This window comes from Salmonella sp. 2018103, assembly GCF_026247685.1.
In the GTDB taxonomy this organism is placed as follows: Bacteria; Pseudomonadota; Gammaproteobacteria; order Enterobacterales; family Enterobacteriaceae; genus Salmonella; species Salmonella enterica.
Window position 1 is genome coordinate 2,340,463 of the sequence record NZ_CP111029.1, and the last position, 19,515, is coordinate 2,359,977.

General features: G+C 46.2%; 16 protein-coding genes. 8 read left to right on the forward strand and 8 right to left on the reverse strand.

Annotation, left to right across the window (positions count from 1 at the left end; genetic code table 11):
* Window positions 1–16 precede the first annotated feature (16 nt).
* The 3 genes from OLG56_RS11340 to OLG56_RS11350 all read right to left on the reverse strand — a co-directional run bounded on the left by OLG56_RS11340 (window position 17) and on the right by OLG56_RS11350 (window position 3,236).
* Window positions 17–1,642 (reverse strand): methyl-accepting chemotaxis protein, encoded by a 1,626-nt coding sequence (locus OLG56_RS11340; RefSeq protein WP_000528501.1) that lies wholly within the window; start codon window positions 1,640–1,642, stop codon window positions 17–19.
* 168 nt (window positions 1,643–1,810) lie between these two features.
* Window positions 1,811–2,929, reverse strand: a complete 1,119-nt coding sequence (locus tag OLG56_RS11345; protein WP_000842142.1) for an S-(hydroxymethyl)glutathione dehydrogenase/class III alcohol dehydrogenase — start codon at window positions 2,927–2,929, stop codon at window positions 1,811–1,813.
* A gap of 31 nt (window positions 2,930–2,960) precedes the next feature.
* Window positions 2,961–3,236, reverse strand: a complete 276-nt coding sequence (locus OLG56_RS11350) for a metal/formaldehyde-sensitive transcriptional repressor (protein ID WP_001120770.1) — start codon at window positions 3,234–3,236, stop codon at window positions 2,961–2,963.
* Between the two features lie 522 nt (window positions 3,237–3,758).
* Between OLG56_RS11350 and OLG56_RS11355 the strand changes: the two genes are divergently transcribed.
* A complete protein-coding gene (locus tag OLG56_RS11355; protein ID WP_077905323.1) occupies window positions 3,759–4,160 on the forward strand; it encodes an effector protein in 402 nt (133 codons plus the stop codon).
* A 118-nt stretch (window positions 4,161–4,278) separates the two neighbouring features.
* Here OLG56_RS11355 and OLG56_RS11360 read toward each other — a convergent pair whose 3' ends face one another.
* Entirely contained in the window at window positions 4,279–4,995 is a 717-nt protein-coding gene (locus tag OLG56_RS11360; RefSeq protein ID WP_001527697.1) for an STM1630 family protein, read from the reverse strand.
* A 425-nt stretch (window positions 4,996–5,420) separates the two neighbouring features.
* Here OLG56_RS11360 and sseJ point away from each other — a divergent pair, with 425 nt between their 5' ends.
* Window positions 5,421–6,647 (forward strand): SPI-2 type III secretion system effector SseJ, encoded by a 1,227-nt coding sequence (sseJ, locus tag OLG56_RS11365; protein WP_001131418.1) that lies wholly within the window; start codon window positions 5,421–5,423, stop codon window positions 6,645–6,647.
* A 120-nt stretch (window positions 6,648–6,767) separates the two neighbouring features.
* Here sseJ and OLG56_RS11370 read toward each other — a convergent pair whose 3' ends face one another.
* Window positions 6,768–7,112 (reverse strand): DUF1294 domain-containing protein, encoded by a 345-nt coding sequence (locus OLG56_RS11370; protein WP_000281190.1) that lies wholly within the window; start codon window positions 7,110–7,112, stop codon window positions 6,768–6,770.
* Window positions 7,113–8,020: 908 nt separating this feature from the next.
* Here OLG56_RS11370 and OLG56_RS11375 point away from each other — a divergent pair.
* The 6 genes from OLG56_RS11375 (at window position 8,021) to OLG56_RS11400 (ending at window position 13,681) form a co-directional block, all read left to right on the forward strand.
* Window positions 8,021–8,782 carry a transporter substrate-binding domain-containing protein gene (locus OLG56_RS11375; protein WP_000897695.1) on the forward strand — a complete coding sequence of 254 codons (762 nt, stop codon included), beginning with the start codon at window positions 8,021–8,023 and terminating at the stop codon, window positions 8,780–8,782.
* 6 nt (window positions 8,783–8,788) lie between these two features.
* The gene (locus OLG56_RS11380; RefSeq protein WP_038389894.1) at window positions 8,789–9,436 is read left to right on the forward strand and encodes an amino acid ABC transporter permease; all 648 of its coding nucleotides are present in this window, start codon (window positions 8,789–8,791) and stop codon (window positions 9,434–9,436) included.
* Window positions 9,437–9,460: 24 nt separating this feature from the next.
* A complete protein-coding gene (locus OLG56_RS11385) occupies window positions 9,461–10,192 on the forward strand; it encodes an amino acid ABC transporter ATP-binding protein (protein WP_001185901.1) in 732 nt (243 codons plus the stop codon).
* The gene (locus tag OLG56_RS11390; protein ID WP_000560165.1) at window positions 10,189–10,869 is read left to right on the forward strand and encodes an amino acid ABC transporter permease; all 681 of its coding nucleotides are present in this window, start codon (window positions 10,189–10,191) and stop codon (window positions 10,867–10,869) included. The genes OLG56_RS11385 and OLG56_RS11390 overlap by 4 nt, the downstream gene beginning before the upstream one ends.
* A 136-nt stretch (window positions 10,870–11,005) precedes the next feature.
* Window positions 11,006–12,556 carry a glycosyltransferase family 39 protein gene (locus OLG56_RS11395; RefSeq protein WP_058648954.1) on the forward strand — a complete coding sequence of 517 codons (1,551 nt, stop codon included), beginning with the start codon at window positions 11,006–11,008 and terminating at the stop codon, window positions 12,554–12,556.
* Between the two features lie 462 nt (window positions 12,557–13,018).
* Window positions 13,019–13,681, forward strand: coding sequence for a class I SAM-dependent methyltransferase (locus OLG56_RS11400; RefSeq protein WP_001520112.1), 663 nt, complete (start codon window positions 13,019–13,021; stop codon window positions 13,679–13,681).
* Between the two features lie 271 nt (window positions 13,682–13,952).
* Here OLG56_RS11400 and cybB read toward each other — a convergent pair whose 3' ends face one another.
* From cybB to hrpA, 3 genes are all read right to left on the reverse strand, one after another.
* On the reverse strand, window positions 13,953–14,483 hold the full coding sequence (cybB, locus tag OLG56_RS11405) for a cytochrome b561 (protein ID WP_000527275.1): 531 nt from the start codon (window positions 14,481–14,483) through the stop codon (window positions 13,953–13,955).
* A 116-nt stretch (window positions 14,484–14,599) separates the two neighbouring features.
* On the reverse strand, window positions 14,600–15,400 hold the full coding sequence (locus OLG56_RS11410) for a YdcF family protein (RefSeq protein ID WP_001098497.1): 801 nt from the start codon (window positions 15,398–15,400) through the stop codon (window positions 14,600–14,602).
* Window positions 15,401–15,463: 63 nt separating this feature from the next.
* Window positions 15,464–19,366 carry an ATP-dependent RNA helicase HrpA gene (hrpA, locus tag OLG56_RS11415; protein WP_001550139.1) on the reverse strand — a complete coding sequence of 1,301 codons (3,903 nt, stop codon included), beginning with the start codon at window positions 19,364–19,366 and terminating at the stop codon, window positions 15,464–15,466.
* Between the last annotated feature and the right edge of the window lie 149 nt (window positions 19,367–19,515).

A 19,515-nucleotide genomic window follows, 5' to 3' on the forward strand; every position in this document is an offset into this window, starting at 1 on the left:
GCTGGCGCGAGGCTCATTAAAGGAAGGATGATCGCATCGTCGCGCCAGTATCCTGTAAATGAAACGCATCAACGGCTTGCGTCAAGCGGGCGGCCTGTTCTTCAAGCGAAGCCGCCGCCGCGGACGCCTCTTCGACCAGCGACGCGTTTTGTTGCGTAACCTTGTCCATCTCAGAAATCGCCTGACTGACCTGAACAATACCGCGACTTTGCTCATCAGAGGCTGCCGCGATATCGAGCATAATATCGGTGACGCGTTTGACGGCATCCACAATCTCATTCATGGTGCTCCCCGCAGCGATAACCTCTTCAGATCCTTGTTCAATCAGGCTGACCGATGCGCCGATCAAGCCTTCAATCTCTTTTGCCGCCTGCGCGCTGCGACTGGCGAGGGTACGAACCTCACTGGCGACCACCGCAAAACCGCGTCCTTGTTCCCCGGCACGTGCCGCCTCGACCGCCGCGTTCAGCGCCAGTATGTTGGTCTGGAAAGCGATACTGTTAATGACGGCGGTAATTTCCGAGATTTTTTTCGAGCTGGTGGAAATATTCCCCATCGTTTGTACGACCCCGGAAACCATCTGGCCTCCGCGACTGGCTTTACCGGAAGCATCTTCCGCCAGTTTGCTGGCGTGATGCGCATTATCCGCATTCTGCTTAACGGTTGCCGTCAACTGTTCCATACTGGCCGCGGTTTGTTCAATGGCGGCAGCCTGCTGTTCAGTACGAGAAGATAAATCCGTATTACCGGCGGTAATTTCGCTGGTGCCTCGATAAATTTCCTCCGCCCCCTGACGCACCGCCCCTACCGTTTGTTGCAACGCATGCTGCATCTGCTGAAGATGATGACTCAGACGACCAATTTCACTGCGTCCTGTGGGCTCGTCAGCCATGGTCAGATCGCCCGCCGCAATGCGTTCGATACGTGACGCAGACTGCTGCAAGGGTTGTATCACCGTGCGACGCAGCACCATGAAGGTCATTAACGTCAATACCAGCGCCAACGTAAATGCGCCAATCATAAACATCATACCGAGCCGGGTACGTTGGTAAGCCTGCTCGCTAAGTAGTCTCGCCCGCTCGGTGCGCAGTTCAATCGCTTTCAACAGGACATGGTTATATGCGGCATCCAGTTGTTTTGCCTGCTCGTTTTCATGATTAATGATCGCTTCGAACATGCCATTTTTGGCAAATTTCAGCATCGGTTGCAGGCCGTTGATATAGGCGGTGTAACGGGCGTTTAACTCGTTATCCAATGCATCATCGGCGGGTGTTTTCACCGTTCTGGACATATAAGCGTTAAAGCCGTCCTGAGACTGCTTGATCCGCGTTTCCGCAGCGGCAATATTGGCTTTCATTTCATCCATTTCAGCAATCCGGCTCGCCGCGCCAGCGTGGATCATATTGATACGTGCGGTACGTAAGTGGTTAGCGCTGTTGGATAATCCCATCCGTACCTGAATCTCGTCCGTGACATCACGCTGATCGCGATCGGCCTGTAACAGAAAATAGCCTGCCAGCCCGGCGCTCAAAGCAAAAAGAAGAAGGATGCCACCGAGAATGGAGGAAAACAGCGGAACCAGCCGAATATGATGCAGGAAGCCCAGTTTATGCGAGGCTTGCATCGAGAATGTGTTGCCCATGACCGTCGACTCTCTTGTAAGTTTTATGCGTAAAACACGCCCGTTAGATAGTCATCGGCACTTCGTGACGTTTGCTTATCGCGAAAAGCATCGCCTTCGTCACATTTTCACAACATTCATTCCAGAAAATTCAGAAAAGCGCCAGCGGAAAATCCGCTGGCGGATGAATCAGTTATCGCTAAAGTGGATAACAGTACGGATGGATTTACCCTGATGCATCAGTTCAAAGGCATCGTTAATCTGCTCCAGCGGCAGGCGGTGAGTAATAAAAGGATCTAAACGGATTTTACCGTTCATCGCATCTTCGACCATCCCTGGCAGCTGCGTGCGCCCTTTCACGCCGCCAAAAGCGGAGCCACGCCAGACGCGACCAGTCACTAGCTGGAAGGGACGGGTTTTGATTTCCTGCCCTGCCCCCGCTACGCCAATAATAATGCTTTCGCCCCAACCTTTATGACAACATTCCAGCGCCGCTCGCATCACGTTAACGTTGCCGATACATTCAAAACTGAAATCTACGCCGCCATCAGTAAGCTCAACAATAACGTCCTGGATCGGTTTGTCGTAATCATTCGGATTAATAAAGTCCGTAGCCCCCATTTCGCCCGCCAGCGTAAATTTTTCCGGATTCGTGTCGACAGCTAAAATACGCCCGGCTTTAGCCTGAACCGCGCCCTGAATAACCGCCAGCCCAATACCGCCTAAACCAAAAACGGCAACGGTGTCGCCCGCTTTCACTTTAGCGGTGTTATGGACGGCGCCAATACCAGTCGTCACGCCGCAGCCCAACAGACACACTTTATCCAGCGGCGCCTGCGGGTTCACTTTCGCCAGAGAAATTTCCGCGCAAACGGTATATTCGCTGAACGTGCTGGTTCCCATATAGTGATAAACGGGTTCGCCGTTATAAGAAAAGCGGGTAGTGCCATCCGGCATCAGCCCTTTTCCCTGAGTGGCGCGTACGGCCTGACAAAGGTTAGTTTTACCGGACTTACAGAACTTACACTCGCCGCATTCCGCCGTATACAGTGGAATAACATGGTCGCCGGGTTTCAGGCTGGTGACCCCCTCGCCGACCTCGACTACCACGCCGCCGCCTTCGTGACCCAGGACTGCCGGGAATACGCCTTCCGGATCATCGCCGGAAAGGGTAAAAGCATCGGTATGGCAAACGCCGGTATGGGTGATTTTGACCAGAACTTCGCCTTTTTTCGGCGGCGCAACGTCAATCTCGACAATTTTTAGCGGCTGACCGGGACCAAAAGCAACTGCTGCACGTGATTTCATATATCTCTTCCTGTTACGGTGAGGGAAATTGTTATTTTAGATAAGCGCGAAGAAGATGGCCGATTTCCGCCATCCGAACCGCGCGCTGATCTGGCGTAGTTTCCCCGCTGACCAGCTCATCTTTCAGATGGATCTCAACCATTTCACTCATCAGGCCATTAGATGCGCCGCGCACGGCGGCAATTTGTTGCAGAATAGCCAGACAAGGTTCGCCAGACTCAAGCGCCCTCTCCAGCGCTTCAACCTGCCCGCGTATGCGACGAACGCGGGTAAGGATACGTTTTTTATCTTCAGGTGAATGCGGCATTCGACCTCCATATACTATAGGGGGGTATACTATCAGAATTTTATATTTATGTAATTGTAAAATTACACACAATATAAAAATCAATAGCTTATAGCTTTCCGGCATAGACCATCAAGAATCAGTTCACATTCAGCATATTCAGCTCACGGGAACTTTTTCAGGCTACAGACAATAAACGCCAAAGCTTCTTTTATATGCTGCAATGTTCTGCCCGACTGGGCACAGAGGTAATGCCGGTGAATCCAGCCCCATTCCCCAGAAGTAAATATTTGCTCAATAGTTTTTATTTACTCACCAGGGGGTAATGAATAAAGGTTATGATATGCAGATGTCAGTCTTGTAAGAACGTAACATCACAACTGCAATACACCGCCGACGGGTAGCGAAAATATCTCAATCTTGTATCTTTCCAGACTTAGTTAATAGTGGACAAAAAATCAAATGAGCGTTATTTGAAAGATTTTTAATACCCAAAAGCGTCATCATTATTGTTAATTTGAAATCAATCTCAGGTAATGATCCATGCCTATTTCGATTTGTAAACATGGTGCTCCTTTTGTTGTTCAACATGAAAATCGGTACGGTTCCGGTGCAAGTCAGTCATCATCACTTTTCAAATCAATCCGCCATATTAGCAACTCTCATGAGGCAATAAACTTTATAAGTTGCTATAGTGCAAATGGAAGCTGTTTTTCCAATGCACAGATGCTAGCCAATGCCTCAGGGAGCCCTGTTATAGGCTACTTTGGGAAAATAAATAAGTTAACAGCCAATCTGGATAATAGCGGTCGTATATTCCGCCCACAGCATAAGCTTGCGGCCAGGATTTGTTATGTAGGTAATCGGCTTCTGAGCGGTCCAATTCAACTTGGGTTTGGCCTGAAACATCTGCTAAACTGCCACTCAGATGGTAATGTCAGATAAAGTGTCATGCCATGCCCTTCCCGGCATTGCTATTCCACAGCCGGCGCTCACTTCTTTCTCTAATCTCTGCCATGGGAAGCTCTGGCGTCATTTCACGCTCTTGCCAACCAGTATTTTATTAAAGTCTGACTTTTACCAGGGTAATTTCATAAGAGTGTCCATCTTCTGGTCTAAAAATAATAAATCTATTGTTATTTTTAGTAAAGGATTTCGACAAAATAAAACTATCATGATACCTGGCCAGGACGTAGTACCAGCCTCCATCATACAATATCATTTCGTATTCTTTCTTTAATTGTGGCTTATAGATCCCAACAAAAAAAGAAAATATAAAAAAATATATAATAAAACCAATCATAACTATAGTGAAACAATGTCTTCGCACCCAACTGAGTTGCGTAAAACAAATCACTGGCATCAATTTACTATAAAAACGCATCCCCACCGATAGGCATAAAGCCACCAGTAAAATGATAAAAAAAAGCTCCCACAAAAACGATTCTGTTAAGAGAGAAAACTCGATAACAATTGGAATAAAGAACAAAACCGCTGCCAAAAAAAGGCGTAAGAAGCTAAGGTCGTGAATACGTGCTTTTTGCTTTACTAAAAAAAATAATAGAATACCCACTCCCCACGCTATTATGAATATAGCCATCAGGCTAATCGCATGGAATAGACTTCGGGCAATGTTGTCAGGGCCGACGCCTACATACCACCACGGGAAACCATAGTACGCGGAGACGCCCCAGCCATAAAAATAGGCGCTCCCCCATCCCAGACCACCTAAATAGGCCAAAAGCATTGAAGAGTTTTTAATAATTGAATCATCACTCATTATAGTTAACTCACTTAAGAAATATTTAATATGAAAATAGAAATCAACACGTTATATAAAACACCACCCCCTTGGAAATAATAGCTTGATGATAAGCTTACCTAATTTTCCTGAGTATCAAGCCAGCTCATACCCACGCCAGCACACTAAAATCAGGAGTGGCTACTTTTTTTAGAGGTTTGCCTTAACCAGACGCACAGTCAATAATGATAGCAGTCAGATAATATGTACCCGGCATTAACCTCACGTTGTTGATGATATATTTACTTCGTTGAAAAATAATAAATATTGCATGTGTTTTTTTGGCGGCGACAAACTGTTAAAGAAGCGCAATTCTATATACACCATTTACCTGATTACTTTTCTTGCTAATATTTGTTAATTAATGTTTTGCTAAAGCGTGATTAATTAGTAAGGAGGACACTATGCCATTGAGTGTTGGACAGGGTTATTTCACATCATCTATCAGTGCTGAAAGATTTAATGTGATAAAAGAAAGCGCACGCCCTCCGGAATTAAGTTTATGGGAGAAAATCAAAGCATATTTCTTCACCACTTACCATGCAGAGGCGCTCGAATGTATCTTTAAACTTTACCACTATCAGGAACTGAATCTAACACCGGTACAGGTTCGCGGAGCCTACATCAAACTTCGAGCCTTAGCGTCTCAGGGATGTAAAGAACAGTTTATTATAGAATCACAGGAACACGCCGATAAGTTGATTATTAAAGATGATAATGGTGAAAATATTTTATCTATTGAGGTTGAATGTCATCCGGAAGCTTTTGGTCTTGCCAAAGAAATCAATAGATTACATCCCAAGCCAAAAAATATTTCTTTAGGTGATATTACCAGACTGGTATTTTTTGGCGACAGTTTATCTGACTCCATGGGGCGTATGTTTGAAAAAACACATCATATCTTACCCTCCTATGGTCAATACTTTGGCGGAAGGTTTACTAATGGATTTACCTGGACTGAGTTTTTATCATCTCCACACTTCTTAGGTAAAGAGATGCTTAATTTTGCTGAAGGGGGAAGTACATCGGCAAGGTATTCCTGCTTTAATTGCCTCGGTGACTTTGTATCAAATACGGACAGACAAGTCGCATCTTACACCCCTTCTCACCAGGACCTGGCGATATTTTTATTGGGGGCTAATGACTATATGACACTACACAAAGATAATGTAATGATGGTCGTTGAGCAACAAATTGATGATATTGAAAAAATAATTTCCGGTGGAGTTAATAATGTTTTAGTCATGGGGATTCCCGATTTGTCTTTGACGCCCTATGGCAAACATTCTGATGAAAAAAGAAAACTTAAGGATGAAAGCACCGCTCACAATGCCCTGCTAAAAACTAATGTTGAAGAGTTAAAAGAAAAATATCCCCAGCACAAAATATGCTATTTCGAGACTGCCGATGCATTTAAGATGATAATGGAGGTAGCCAGTAATATTGGTTATGATACGGAAAACCCTTATACTCACCACGGCTATGTACATGTTCCCGGGGCTAAAGACCCTCAGCTGGATATATGTCCGCAATACGTCTTCAATGACTTTGTCCATCCAACCCAAGAAGTCCATCATTGTTTTGCCACAATGTTAGAAAGTTTTATAGCTCATCATTATTCCACTGAATAATGTTCCATCGGCTGCGGTACGCCTTGAGCAAAACACCGCTCAATATCATAGTGCCGGTGGCATGAAAATATGAGGTTGTCTTTGCTGCCGGTTGGTCAATAAGTGATCCATACTCTATGTTCAGTAGGACAAAAATGGATAGAGTCGATAGATCGCCACCGTAACTACAATACTCACTATCACACTGACGATAAAGTATGTTTTGAATGGCTGCTTTTGCGTTTTATGACGGAAGAGTTGTTGACCAACAATCGCACCAGGCCACCCACCGACAACCCCAAACACCAACAAAGTGGATTCCGGCACTCTGCGCCAGGTTTTACGTGCCGCCGTTTTGTCTATACCGTAGATCGCCAGCGTTAGCACGTTGGCGAGCAGGAACCACATCGCGACGGGATGCGATGTAAAAATGCTTCCGACCGCAGCGGAGATCAGGAGTAAATAACAAAAGCGGTTAAGATACATATCATTATGTCATAGCAATAATTAGGGGCATCGGAGCCCATTATACGCGATACATGCGCCTATGTGATGTAGAATTTTTTTTCACTCAGCCAACGAGTCATTAAGGATTCATTTTTAATTACCATGATAATCATAAGGTAATTAACGTATTGTGAACACGATTAAAATGGGTAAAGCCACCGAAAATGTTACCACCTTAACCGTTGCCAGGATAACTTAATGAAGAACCCTCTTTATTGCTGTTTGTTATCCGGTTGGCAGTCTCAGTTTTGGATTTATTTATCGTATTTATATTTATTACATAAGATGTACGATGTTAATTTGAGAATTTTATCTCGACAACCGCATATATTAAGATATTTCTGAATTAAGATTATTATCGATTAAAACAAGTTAACGTTTTGATAAACATAACAACATTGTCAGAACTCCTGATTTGTTGTCGCTTGTTCATAAGACAAATAATTTATATGCTTGCAAATATAAATAGCACGCAAATCAACTTAGCTCAGAAAATGTATTTGACAAGCAAAGATAAGTCTTTATATTGGCCCTGGATAGAGTGGTAAGATGATACTTAGAGACATTAAATACACCGTCACTGAAGCATTTATCTGCTTATCATGTAAATATGTATGCGTAAATGGAGCATAAACTATGTCCAGTATACTAATGTCTATGGTATTTTTACATTTTCACCTTTCATGGGGTCGCTGCACTCATATCCAGTTGATATCTCATGGTATATTCAATCCATTCCCTTTGATGATTCCTGTCAAACCTCCTGATTAAATTAGTTAACAGCGATGGAATACATAACGTTAAGTACTTTACGCCTGCAAATGTCAGGTTCACGCCCTAATGCTTAATTTATAATACACATTACCTTACTACAGGAAATAGATAGCATGTTATTCAAAAAAATTGGCTTATCGATGATAGTGTTGGGAATAATGTCGTCTTCAGCTTTTGCTGATAGCATCGTTGAAGGGAAAACACTCAATGTCGCAGTATCACCGGCCTCTCCCCCTATGTTATTTAAAAGTGCTGATGGCAAATTGCAGGGGATAGATCTGGAGCTTTTTTCGTCTTACTGTCAGTCACGGCATTGTAAGCTAAACATCACCGAATATGCCTGGGATGGAATGCTTGGCGCAGTGGCGAGTGGTCAGGCAGATGTCGCATTTTCGGGAATTTCAATCACAGATAAACGTAAGAAAGTTATTGATTTTTCTGAACCTTATTACATCAACTCTTTTTATCTGGTCAGTATGGCTAATCATAAAATAACGCTCAATAACCTCAATGAATTAAATCAATATTCTATTGGATACCCTCGAGGAATGGCTTACTCCGACCTTATCAAAAACGATCTGGAGCCCAAAGGATACTACTCGTTAAGTAAAGTAAAATTGTATCCAACCTATAATGAGACGATGGCTGATCTAAAAAATGGCAATCTTGATCTGGCTTTTATAGAAGAGCCGGTTTATTTTACCTTCAAAAATAAGAAAAAGATGCCGATAGAAAGCCGTTATGTTTTCAAGAATGTTGATCAGCTTGGCATTGCCTTTAAGAAAGGCTCTCCCGTGCGCGATGATTTCAACTTATGGCTTAAAGAGCAAGGGCCACAAAAAATATCTGACATCGTCGATAACTGGATGAAATAGTAAGCTATGTCATCAGGTAATATGCTGGCTATCTTTTATTTCCTATTGGAAGGGATTGGTAATACGCTGCTTGTAACCTTTACCTGTTTTCTCTCAGCGTTTTTTACCGGGCTTACAGTCGCCGTATTACGGCGACTATCCCCCCTTCCACTACAGAAGATACTCGACGCAATGGTCTTTATTCTTCGGGGAATTCCAATACTTATTGCTGTTTTTCTTGTTTATTTTGGATTGCCATCGATTGGCATATATGTTTCACCTCTGGTGGCCATGAACCTCAGCGTCGGCTTAATCAGCGGGAGTTATCTTGCCGAGGTGTTCAGAGGGGCGCTTAAATTAGTTGAGCCATTCGAAATCACGGTAGCGAAAGTAGCAGGAATGCGTCAATTACAGGTTATAGTAAATATTGAACTGCCACAGATGTTGCGATTTTCTGTGCCCGGTATTATCAATGAGTTTTCTTCTGTATTAAAAGCGACGCCCTTTGCTTATACTGTCGGCATCGCTGAAATAACGAAGCAGGCAATGTCACTGACAGCCATCACGCTGAACGGGTTACAGATTTATACTCTTGCCGGGGTATTATATTTCATTATTTATAAATTTTTTACTCTTCTGGCCGGAGTGTTTGAGAAAAAATATCGCATCAGTTGAAGCATAAAAATAGAGGTGATACTCATGGCTTTACTGGAACTAAAAGAGATAAGTAAGGAATATTCAGGAAAAAAGGTTCTTGATACGGTTAGTCTGAAAATTCAATCGGGAGACATGAAAGTAGTCATGGGGCCATCGGGTTGTGGAAAAACGACGCTTTTACGCTGTCTGCTTCGATTAGAAGAGCCTGATTATGGTGATATTTATTTTCACGGGAGAAATATTTATGACAAGGAATTTACTATTCTTGAGTTCAGAAAAAAAGTTGGTTGTGTCTTCCAGAATTACGCTTTGTATCGCCATCTTAACGTTATGGATAACATTACCCTTGCCCTATGTAAAGTGTTTGGCATGCCGGGACAACTAGCCCGGGAGAAAGCCTTACATGAGCTACAAAAACTTGATATGGCCTCGCATAGCGCGAAATACCCTTCGCAATTATCGGGCGGCCAGCAACAGCGCGTCGCCCTGGCCCGAACAATGGTCACCGACCCAGAACTCATTATTTTTGATGAGCCGACGTCTGCGCTTGATCCGCTCATGACTCGTGAAGTCGGAATGTTGATCAAGCAACTTCACGACAATGGCGTCACTATATTATGCGTCACTCATGATATTCGCCTCGCCAGATTACTAAGCGATAACGTAACGTTTCTTAATCATGGCAAAATTCGTGCAGAAGGCGCTTTTACCGATCTTGCTTTACGAGAAACGGATCCAGATATCCACTGTTTTTTTAGCGAGGCACAACGATGATCGCTGGCTGGTCTCTCTTCTTTAATGACCTGACTGAACAACTGCCACTTGTTGTGGACGGTATTAAAGAAACCTGTAAACTTGCGCTGATTGTTTCCATCACCGGTTTTTTGTGGGGAATTATTATTTTCTTTCTGAGCCTGAGCCATCGCCCCGTGGTAAAAGCCATAACTCGACTGTACATGGATTTCTTTATCGGTACGCCACTCATTCTTATTCTGTTTGTTATCTATTATGGTTTACCTCAATCTGGCATTCACCTGTCCTCTTTTACCGTGGCGGTTACAGGGTTTACTTTAAACGTCGGCGCATATAATGCCGCGTACATGACAACGGCCTATAACGCATTGAATAAATATGAAACGGAGGCCGCAGTCGTTCAGGGGTTGAATAAACGGCAGGTCTTTTTGTGGATTATACTGCCTCAGGTATTGCTGTCTTCCATTCCAGCCTTAACGAATCAGGTGATTAATAACCTTAAAGACAGCACCATCGTTTTTCTTATCCAATATACTGAGTTTTTCGCGCGAATTCAGGAGGTTGCTGCAACCAGCTTTAAATTCTTCCATGCTTATCTTTTTGCCGCCATAGTGTATCTTATTGGCGTTACCTTTATTGTCGGTTTGACCCGGTTTTTAGAGCATAGACTGCTTCGCCATTACGGTCAGGATTACTGAGTTGCACCGCACTATTCTGATTAATTCATCGCTGACATTATCAAAGTTATTTTTATTTAGTGTTGGTTAAGATTTTAACCTTCATTATTGCGTCAGGTGTCCATTCTGGTCTAAATCTTACTCCATTGAGGATATTATGGCGCTACCACAACTATCAATATGGCAGCCCGGCGATGGGTTAAGAAAAATAAAGTATAAATATCATGTTTGTCTCATTGTCATATTCTCCGTCCTTATACGGTTGCTGTTTTTAACTGACCGCTACCTTTGGTGTGACGAAGCGTCCAGCGTGCTGATTAGTCGACATAGCGTAGATAATCTGCTCTTCCATGCCGCTTTTGACGTGCATCCTCCGCTTTATTATCTGTTACTGCATGACTGGATCATATTATTGGGTGATAGCATTGCAGCGGTACGCTCTCTCAGTCTACTCTTTGGGATCCTGACAGTTGTGCTGGTTATCGCGCTTACGCGATGGCTGGCAAATGAGCGTACAGCCTTATTGGCGGGATGGTTCGCCGCCTTGATGCCGATGGCAGTCCATTACAGTCAAGAAACGCGCATGTACGCGTTAATGGGAATGCTAACGCTCGCTGCCGCGTTAGCATTGATGATGTGGATAAAAACACCCACCCATAATCGCTATCTTGTCGCGTATGCTTTGCTTATGACGTTCAGTTTTTACACCCATTATTTCACCCTGTTTGCACTTATTGCCCACTGGATCGCAGTAACAATATTATCCTGCCAAAGCCATAAAACGGCCTGCTACCTTAAACTTCCTGGCTGGTGGTTTGCTAACCTGGCGATTGCTGTCGCTTATCTCCCCTGGTTGCCCGTATTGTTTAATTTACTGACTCATCTGGCGCAGTTGAGAGCCGGTAATGATATCGGTTGGATTCCCCCCGTAACATGGCGTGATCTGCCTGCAATGTACTGGCATTTCTTTACCGGAAACAACGGACAGGGTTTTCCGTCGATCATTCTGTGGCTGGCTGTGGGAAGTTTTATCGGTACTGTGGGGCGAATATCTTTATGCAACGGAGAATATGAAAGATATCAGCTGATATTATTTTGTAATCTGGTCATCCCTGTAATGCTGGTCTTCATCATTTCCTGGTGGATGCCGTTATTTATCGATCGTTATTTCTTCTTCTCATCGCTGAGCATTCCTCCCCTGCTCGCGGTATTACTTACCCGCGCAAAAAAAGCGGTTTGTGGCTTCGGTTTTATCTTATTCACCTTATTATTCGGCTATGGTTCATATCATAATAATCCTGAGCACATAGACGAGTTTAAACCATTGGTAAACTATATTAATACCCGTCACCAGCCTAATGATGCCGTGGTAGTCAGTAAAATGTTCGATTATTTAAGTTATGTGTATTATAATAAGCGAGATTATCGTGCGTTTCTTTATACACCACCTAACGCACACGGAACATCAGGCAGACCGAATGCCTATGGCTTTGGTTCACTGTTTTATGCGCAAGCCGACCAGACATATATTGATACTCTGACAACGCTTTCAAAAAGTCACCATCGTGTCTGGTTGATAAGCGGCGGTAACTTTAGTCAGGATTACCCCTTGCCGTCAGAATGGCAAAATATCGCAAACTTCAGAAGTGGTAGATTTCAGGTACAATTATTTGTAATACCGACTCAACAGGCGCATCAAATGCAATGATTACCGTTTTTTATCCAGTGCAGTGATAAACAGTACTGCCACTGCCAGACCGCCTAAAAGTAAGGTCCAGCCAAACGCTTCAAAAACCTCAATCATATCGCCTCCGGGTAGGTGATATTAAATCAAGATGGCTATCTCATCGTAACATTTAAATATCAACTAAAGTGCAATAATCGCTTTATGTGTATGAATAAATATTGTTCCTCATGTATTTAATTGCATTGCTATTATCATAGGACTTAATATGTGTATATCAACGATTATTAATTATCAGCTTATAATAATATGAATGTCCAATTCATTTATCAGCTATTATTATCCTCTACCTTCTTTAAGATAGCCGCTTAATTCATAATATCGCCTTTATTCGTCGCATTAAATTACTCACTCACCTGATTAATGCTTGCCTAACGATTGCTTCGTTGTTTTAATTCCAGCGCGAAATTATTTAGTGAGAGAACAATGAAGCATACACAACAATCAGGCGCAAAAGTCTATAACCCATTCACGCTTAGCTTATATGACTGGTGGGTACTCAATATCTCAAACAAATATGCCTGGAAGTGTCCTACTGATACGCGACTACTTCCTTTCTTCCTGCATCACATGGGCGAGACTCACCTGGATATTGGCGTAGGTACAGGTTATTACCTGAAACATGCACCTGCGACTCATGCCATTTCGCTGATGGATTTAAATCCGGATAGCCTGAAAATAGCCGCCAGCCGAGTGGGTAATACGAAAATCCGCGCCACACTACAACACGATGTTTTCGACACGTTCCCGGCGGACTGGCACGGGCGCTTCGATTCCGTTTCGATGTACTATCTTCTGCACTGCTTACCTGGTGAGATGACAACAAAAGCGAAGGCAATTAAAAATGCCGGTATGGCGCTTAAACCCGGCGGCACACTTTTTGGTGCCACGATTCTGGGCAAAGAGGTTCCTCACAATGCTTTTGGCAAGAAATTGATGGCTGTTTATAACAAGAAAGGAATATTCAGTAATACCAATGATTCAGCCGATACGTTACGCAGCGTGTTGGACGAACATTTTGCTAAGGTGACTTTGGAGCAACATGGCGCCGTTGCGCTATTTTCCGCCACTACGCCACGTTCATCGTAAGTGTAGGCACTCCCGAGCGGTCGGGCAGCGCGATCATGTGGGTTTAACCCGTTGATTAAACATTGGATTACGGAATAGCAATTGCTTATTTTATTTGTCATACAAATAAGTATAATACCCGCTTCCGATGTAGACCCGTCCTCCTTCGCCTGCGTCACGGGTCCTGGTTAGACGCAGGCGTTTTCTGTATGGAATACGCCATCCCCTCTGATAGATGCCTTGTTTGCCTAAAGCGGTTAACCCCGCCTGCGACAAACGTCATACAGGACGGTCAGTCACGCTTACGCGGCATCATCCGTAACAGCGTATTGTCTTTCCAGAAATAGTGATGCATCAAAGCAGCGATGGCATGAAGTCCAATAACAAAATAGCCCAGATTCGCCAGCGTGACGTGCCAGGATTTCAGCATATCTACGCGTTCAAAGTTAGCTTCGGCGGCATGGGGCATAGTAATGCCAAATGCGACCCAAGGATTGCCGCGGTTATACATCATGACCAGACCAATAACAGGCAGCACGATAAATAACAGGTAAATCACCAGATGTCCTAAATGCGCCATTCCGGTCATCATCGGTTTTGGACGAGGAACAATGGGCGGCGTGGGATATTTCAGCCGAATAAACAAGCGTGCCACCATTAAAAGCAAAATAGTGATACCACATGAAACGTGCGTCATATTAAACCAGGGCCGATAACTACGCGGCGCAAAACCGCGTAGCTCCATCGCGGCGTAAGCCACAATAACCAGAAAAAAGACTAACCAGTGAATACCAATTTGCAGGCCGGAATACTTATTGCCCATAGCGCGTCCTGAATGAAAACCGTAAAGCGACAACATAACCAGCTTTTATAAATAATTCATCAAATTTATGAGATGGTGGTCGCACTTGCCCGTTCACCCTCGCAAACGGGCGATTTTTAGCGTAAAGCTCTCTGTTCTAACGCACTGCGCAGCGTAGTATCTGCCTGCAATACCTGCCATGCGTTTTCAATATCACGTGGGATATCAACGTGAATGATAAAATCTTTACCACGCGGTCCATACCCTGTTTCATCGTCACGCAAACGTGGCAGCTCGCCGGCAATCAGAGACAGATAACGCTCCACCGTCCAGATGCCCTCTTCAACATTGGCAAAACGTGTACCGTCATTAAGGTGGCGCAGTACCGGAACAAAGCCAGGAAAACTCAGCCAGCGTGGCGCATCGGTGTCGTCGTTTGTCACGCGCCGAAACGCCGCGATAGTGCGCCGCTGCATGGTGGGGTCTTGCACAACGATAGCCGTGTTAATGTTTTCTTTCGCCTGACGGATCAGTGCGCAGGAGAAACGGGCATTTTCGCCGCAATTAGTTGACCGATCTTCCAGCCAAATTTTCTCAGCCGGAATATGCCAGAACTGGTTCGCGATATCCGCGAGGATAGCGGCTTCAGCGCGTCCGCTTGTGCGAATAGTGTGGTAGCGCGGATGCCGGGCAATCACGGCGTACAAAAACGGCGTCGAATGGCCTATACCGCCGCTAATCAGTAAAGGAACGCCTTGCGCTTTGGCGATGCGACAGGCCGCGTCGATAGTGGGGATCACCGCATTGCCCGCCAGGACGACGCAATCCGACGAATAAGGTTGTTCGCCGGAAAAATCATTTTGCGCCAGCCACTGTCCGACGGTATTCACCGCCAGCAATGTTTCCGCAGAGAGCGCCGGAAATGGCGTTGTATTCATAATTCCTCCTTTTTGTTCCGAACCTGTACCGGATCTCTTTGAAAGACGTCGTCGCTTGGCTTTTTAGGCCGTAATCTGATCCATGGCCTGTAAAATACGCTTATCGGAAATAGGATAAGGCGTACCGAGCTGTTGGGCGAAATAACTGACACGCAGTTCTTCAATCATCCAACGGATCTCTTTAACATCATCATCTTCGCGACGCGCTGGAGGCAATTTATTTATCCATTGTTGCCACGCCTGCTGGACGCTTTCGACTTTCAGCATTTGCGCCCGATCGCGGTGCGGATCGACAGCCAGTTTCTCCAGCCGCTTTTCAATTGCCTGCAGATAACGCAGCGTATCGCCGAGACGTTTAAAGCCGTTGCCAGTCACAAAACCACGGTATACCAGACCGCTCATCTGCGCCTTGATATCGGAAAGCCCCAACGCCATGCTCATATCCACCCGCCCTTTCAGACGCTTATTGATATTGAATACGGTCGTCAGGATCCGCTCAACCTGCTTCGCGATATCCACCACAGTATCATTCAGCTCGGCGCGTACCTTTTCGTGCAGCGCGGTGAAACCTGCTTCGCTCCACACCGGTCCGCCGTTGGCATCTATCAGTTTATCTACCCCGCAGGCAATACAGTCATCAATCAACTCCAGTACTTTGCCGTACGGGTTAAAGTACAGCCCCAGCTTGGCTTTATTCGGCAATTTCTCATGCAGATACTTAATCGGTGAAGGAATGTTGAGCAACAGCAGACGGCGTAAACCGCACCACATCGCCTGTTGTTGTTCCAGCGGATTATCAAACAATTTGATAGCGACGCTGTCACGCTCATCCACTAACGCCGGCCACGCCTTCACTTTATAATTACCGCGTTTCTGTTCGTAGCTTTCCGGCAGCTCGCCGAAACTCCAGATATGCAGCCCGCTCTGCTCGATGCCGTCATCCGCCACCGCCGAGAGCGTCTCCTGCACTTTGCCTTTCAGCGCATTTTTAAGCTCGGCGAGCGAACGCCCTTCCTGCAGTTTCTTGTTTTTGTCATTCACCACGCGAAACGTGATTTTCAGATGCTCGGGCACCTGATCCCAATGCCAGTCTTCCCGGTCGACCGTGACGCCGGTCATCCGGCGCAGTTCACGCTCCAGAGCGTCCAGCAGCGGCAGCTCCAGCGGCGTTACGCGACCTAAAAACGCTTCAGCATAGTTTGGAGCCGGAACAAAGTTGCGACGTACCGGTTTTGGCAACGATTTAATCAGCGCAATAACTAATTCACGGCGCAGTCCTGGGATCTGCCATTCAAAACCGCTCTCATCAACCTGGTTAAGTAGCGGCAACGGAATATGGACGGTCACGCCGTCAGCATCCGCGCCCGGTTCAAACTGATAGCTCAAACGCAGCTTGAGATTGCCCTGGTGCCAGAAATTCGGGTAATCCAGTTTGCTGATTTTTTCCGCGCCTTCTTTAATCAGCATACTTTTTTCAAAGTTGAGCAGATCCGGCGTCTCGCGGCTGATTTTTTTCCACCAACTATCAAAGTGGCGGGCGGAAATAACGTCATGGCTAATACGCTGGTCATAAAACTCAAACAGGGTATCGTCATCCACCAGGATATCGCGGCGGCGAGATTTGTGCTCAAGTTCCTCGACTTCCGCACGCAATTTTAGATTCTCACGGAAGAAGGCATGACGGGTTTGCCAGTCCCCCTCCACCAGCGCATGGCGGATGAACAACTCGCGACACAACGCCGGGTCAATCTGGCTGTAATTCACCTTGCGCGCGGCGACAATCGGCAGACCGTAGACAGTAACCTTTTCCGTCGCCATCACCGCGCCTTGCGCCCGCTCCCAGTGCGGTTCGCTATATGAACGTTTAATCAGGTGCTGGGCTACCGGTTCCACCCATTCTGGCTCAATGCGGGCAGCGATACGCCCCCACAAACGGCTGGTCTCCACCAGTTCTGCGACCATTGTCCATTTCGGCGGTTTTTTGAATAAACCGGAACCGGGGAAAATAGAGAATCGGGCGTTACGCGCGCCGGTGTACTCTTGTTTATCGGCATCTTTCATCCCGATATGCGACAACAGCCCCGTTAACAACGCAACGTGAATTTCCCGGTACTCTGCGGGTTCGCTGTTTACCGGAATCCCCAGTTCTTTGACCACCTGACGCAGTTGGGTATAGATATCCTGCCACTCACGCACGCGTAAATAGTTCAGATAGTCGGTGCGACACAGACGGCGGAATTGATTCGACGACAGGGCCTTTTGTTGCTCGCCGAGGTAATTCCACAGGTTAACAAACGCCAGAAAATCGGACTCCTTATCATGGAAGCGCCGGTGTTTCTCATCGGAAGCCTGCTGCTTGTCCACTGGGCGCTCGCGCGGATCCTGAATAGAGAGTGCGGAAGTAATGATCATCGCTTCGCGCACACAGCCATGCTTTTGCGCTTCCAGAACCATACGCGCCAGGCGCGGGTCGACCGGCAACTGGGATAATTGTCGGCCCAGCGGCGTCAGCTTATATGCCGTTTGCTGTTCGTCGGCGGTAATCGCCCCCAGCTCTTCCAACAAACGCACGCCATCCTGAATATTGCGCTTATCCGGCGCTTCGACAAACGGGAAGGCAGCGATGTCACCCAGCCCCAGGGCGGTCATCTGCAAAATAACCGACGCCAGGTTGGTACGTAGAATTTCCGGGTCGGTAAATTCCGGACGTGACAAAAAGTCATCTTCCGAATACAGACGAATGCAGATCCCTTCCGATACGCGTCCGCAACGCCCTTTACGCTGGTTGGCGGAAGCCTGTGAGATCGGTTCAATCGGCAGGCGCTGCACTTTAGTGCGGTAGCTGTAGCGGCTGATGCGCGCAGTGCCAGGATCGATCACATACTTGATACCCGGCACCGTCAGCGAGGTTTCCGCCACGTTAGTCGCCAGCACGATACGGCGTCCGCTGTGCGACTGGAAAACGCGGTTCTGTTCGCTGTTCGACAAGCGTGCATACAGCGGCAACACTTCGGTATGCCGTAAGTTCAGCTTGTTCAGGGCGTCGGCGGTATCGCGGATTTCCCGCTCTCCGCTCATAAAAATCAGAATATCGCCGGGACTTTCACGCCCCAGTTCATCAACAGCGTCGAAAATTGCCTGTAGCTGATCGCGTTCAGTGTCGTCAGCCTCTTCCACGATGGGGCGATAACGAACTTCTACGGGATACGTTCGGCCAGAGACTTCGATAATCGGCGCGTTATTAAAGTGGCGCGAGAAGCGTTCCGGGTCGATGGTCGCAGAGGTAATAATCACTTTCAGATCGGGGCGACGCGGCAGAAGCTCTTTCAAATAGCCGAGCAAGAAGTCAATATTCAGACTGCGTTCATGCGCTTCATCAATAATGATGGTGTCATACTGCATCAATAGCCTGTCCTGCTGGATTTCCGCCAGCAGGATACCGTCCGTCATCAGTTTGACCATGGTGTTGCTACTGACATGATCGCTGAAACGAACTTTATAGCCGATGCAGCCGCCAGGCTCCGTTTGCAACTCTTCGGCAATGCGGTTAGCAACGGTGCGCGCCGCCAGGCGACGCGGCTGAGTATGTCCAATAAGTCCTTTAATTCCGCGTCCCAGTTCCATACAAATTTTCGGCAACTGGGTGGTTTTACCGGAACCGGTTTCCCCTGCCACGATCACCACCTGATGATCGCGGATCGCTTCCAGAATGTCCTGTTTTTTCTGGCTAACAGGTAAATTTTGCGGATAAGTGATTGAGGGGCGCGCCGCTTCGCGTAGAGCGACCTGCGCCGCAGCCTGTTCAATTTCTTTCGCCATCGTCTGGAAAATAGCCTGTTGCGCATCAGGATTTTTTACTTTCTTTACGCCATGCAGGCGGCGAGCAAAGCGCTGTTTGTCGCGCAGCATCAGTGCATCCAGCCGCTGCTGTAACACCTGAAGCGTCAACGTAGATTGTTCAGTCATAAAGCTCTTGGGCAGCATTCTGCCTGTTTAAAATCGTTTTAAATGATAGGTATAGAGTACCACATTGGGGCTTTTTTTGTGTTGTTCAATAATTTCGAACAAAGGGTTCGATATATTGCGCTATCCCTGCGACATATTTGTGAATAAAG

Bases quoted from the DNA above. Each gene is read 5' to 3' on its own strand.
- OLG56_RS11340 (WP_000528501.1), bottom strand. From the start codon at position 1,642: ATGGGCAACACATTCTCGATGCAAGCCTCGCATAAACTGGGCTTCCTG.
- OLG56_RS11345 (WP_000842142.1), bottom strand. From the start codon at position 2,929: ATGAAATCACGTGCAGCAGTTGCTTTTGGTCCCGGTCAGCCGCTAAAA.
- OLG56_RS11350 (WP_001120770.1), bottom strand. From the start codon at position 3,236: ATGCCGCATTCACCTGAAGATAAAAAACGTATCCTTACCCGCGTTCGT.
- OLG56_RS11355 (WP_077905323.1), top strand. From the start codon at position 3,759: ATGCCTATTTCGATTTGTAAACATGGTGCTCCTTTTGTTGTTCAACAT.
- OLG56_RS11360 (WP_001527697.1), bottom strand. From the start codon at position 4,995: ATGAGTGATGATTCAATTATTAAAAACTCTTCAATGCTTTTGGCCTAT.
- sseJ (WP_001131418.1), top strand. From the start codon at position 5,421: ATGCCATTGAGTGTTGGACAGGGTTATTTCACATCATCTATCAGTGCT.
- OLG56_RS11370 (WP_000281190.1), bottom strand. From the start codon at position 7,112: ATGTATCTTAACCGCTTTTGTTATTTACTCCTGATCTCCGCTGCGGTC.
- OLG56_RS11375 (WP_000897695.1), top strand. From the start codon at position 8,021: ATGTTATTCAAAAAAATTGGCTTATCGATGATAGTGTTGGGAATAATG.
- OLG56_RS11380 (WP_038389894.1), top strand. From the start codon at position 8,789: ATGTCATCAGGTAATATGCTGGCTATCTTTTATTTCCTATTGGAAGGG.
- OLG56_RS11385 (WP_001185901.1), top strand. From the start codon at position 9,461: ATGGCTTTACTGGAACTAAAAGAGATAAGTAAGGAATATTCAGGAAAA.
- OLG56_RS11390 (WP_000560165.1), top strand. From the start codon at position 10,189: ATGATCGCTGGCTGGTCTCTCTTCTTTAATGACCTGACTGAACAACTG.
- OLG56_RS11395 (WP_058648954.1), top strand. From the start codon at position 11,006: ATGGCGCTACCACAACTATCAATATGGCAGCCCGGCGATGGGTTAAGA.
- OLG56_RS11400 (WP_001520112.1), top strand. From the start codon at position 13,019: ATGAAGCATACACAACAATCAGGCGCAAAAGTCTATAACCCATTCACG.
- cybB (WP_000527275.1), bottom strand. From the start codon at position 14,483: ATGGGCAATAAGTATTCCGGCCTGCAAATTGGTATTCACTGGTTAGTC.
- OLG56_RS11410 (WP_001098497.1), bottom strand. From the start codon at position 15,400: ATGAATACAACGCCATTTCCGGCGCTCTCTGCGGAAACATTGCTGGCG.
- hrpA (WP_001550139.1), bottom strand. From the start codon at position 19,366: ATGACTGAACAATCTACGTTGACGCTTCAGGTGTTACAGCAGCGGCTG.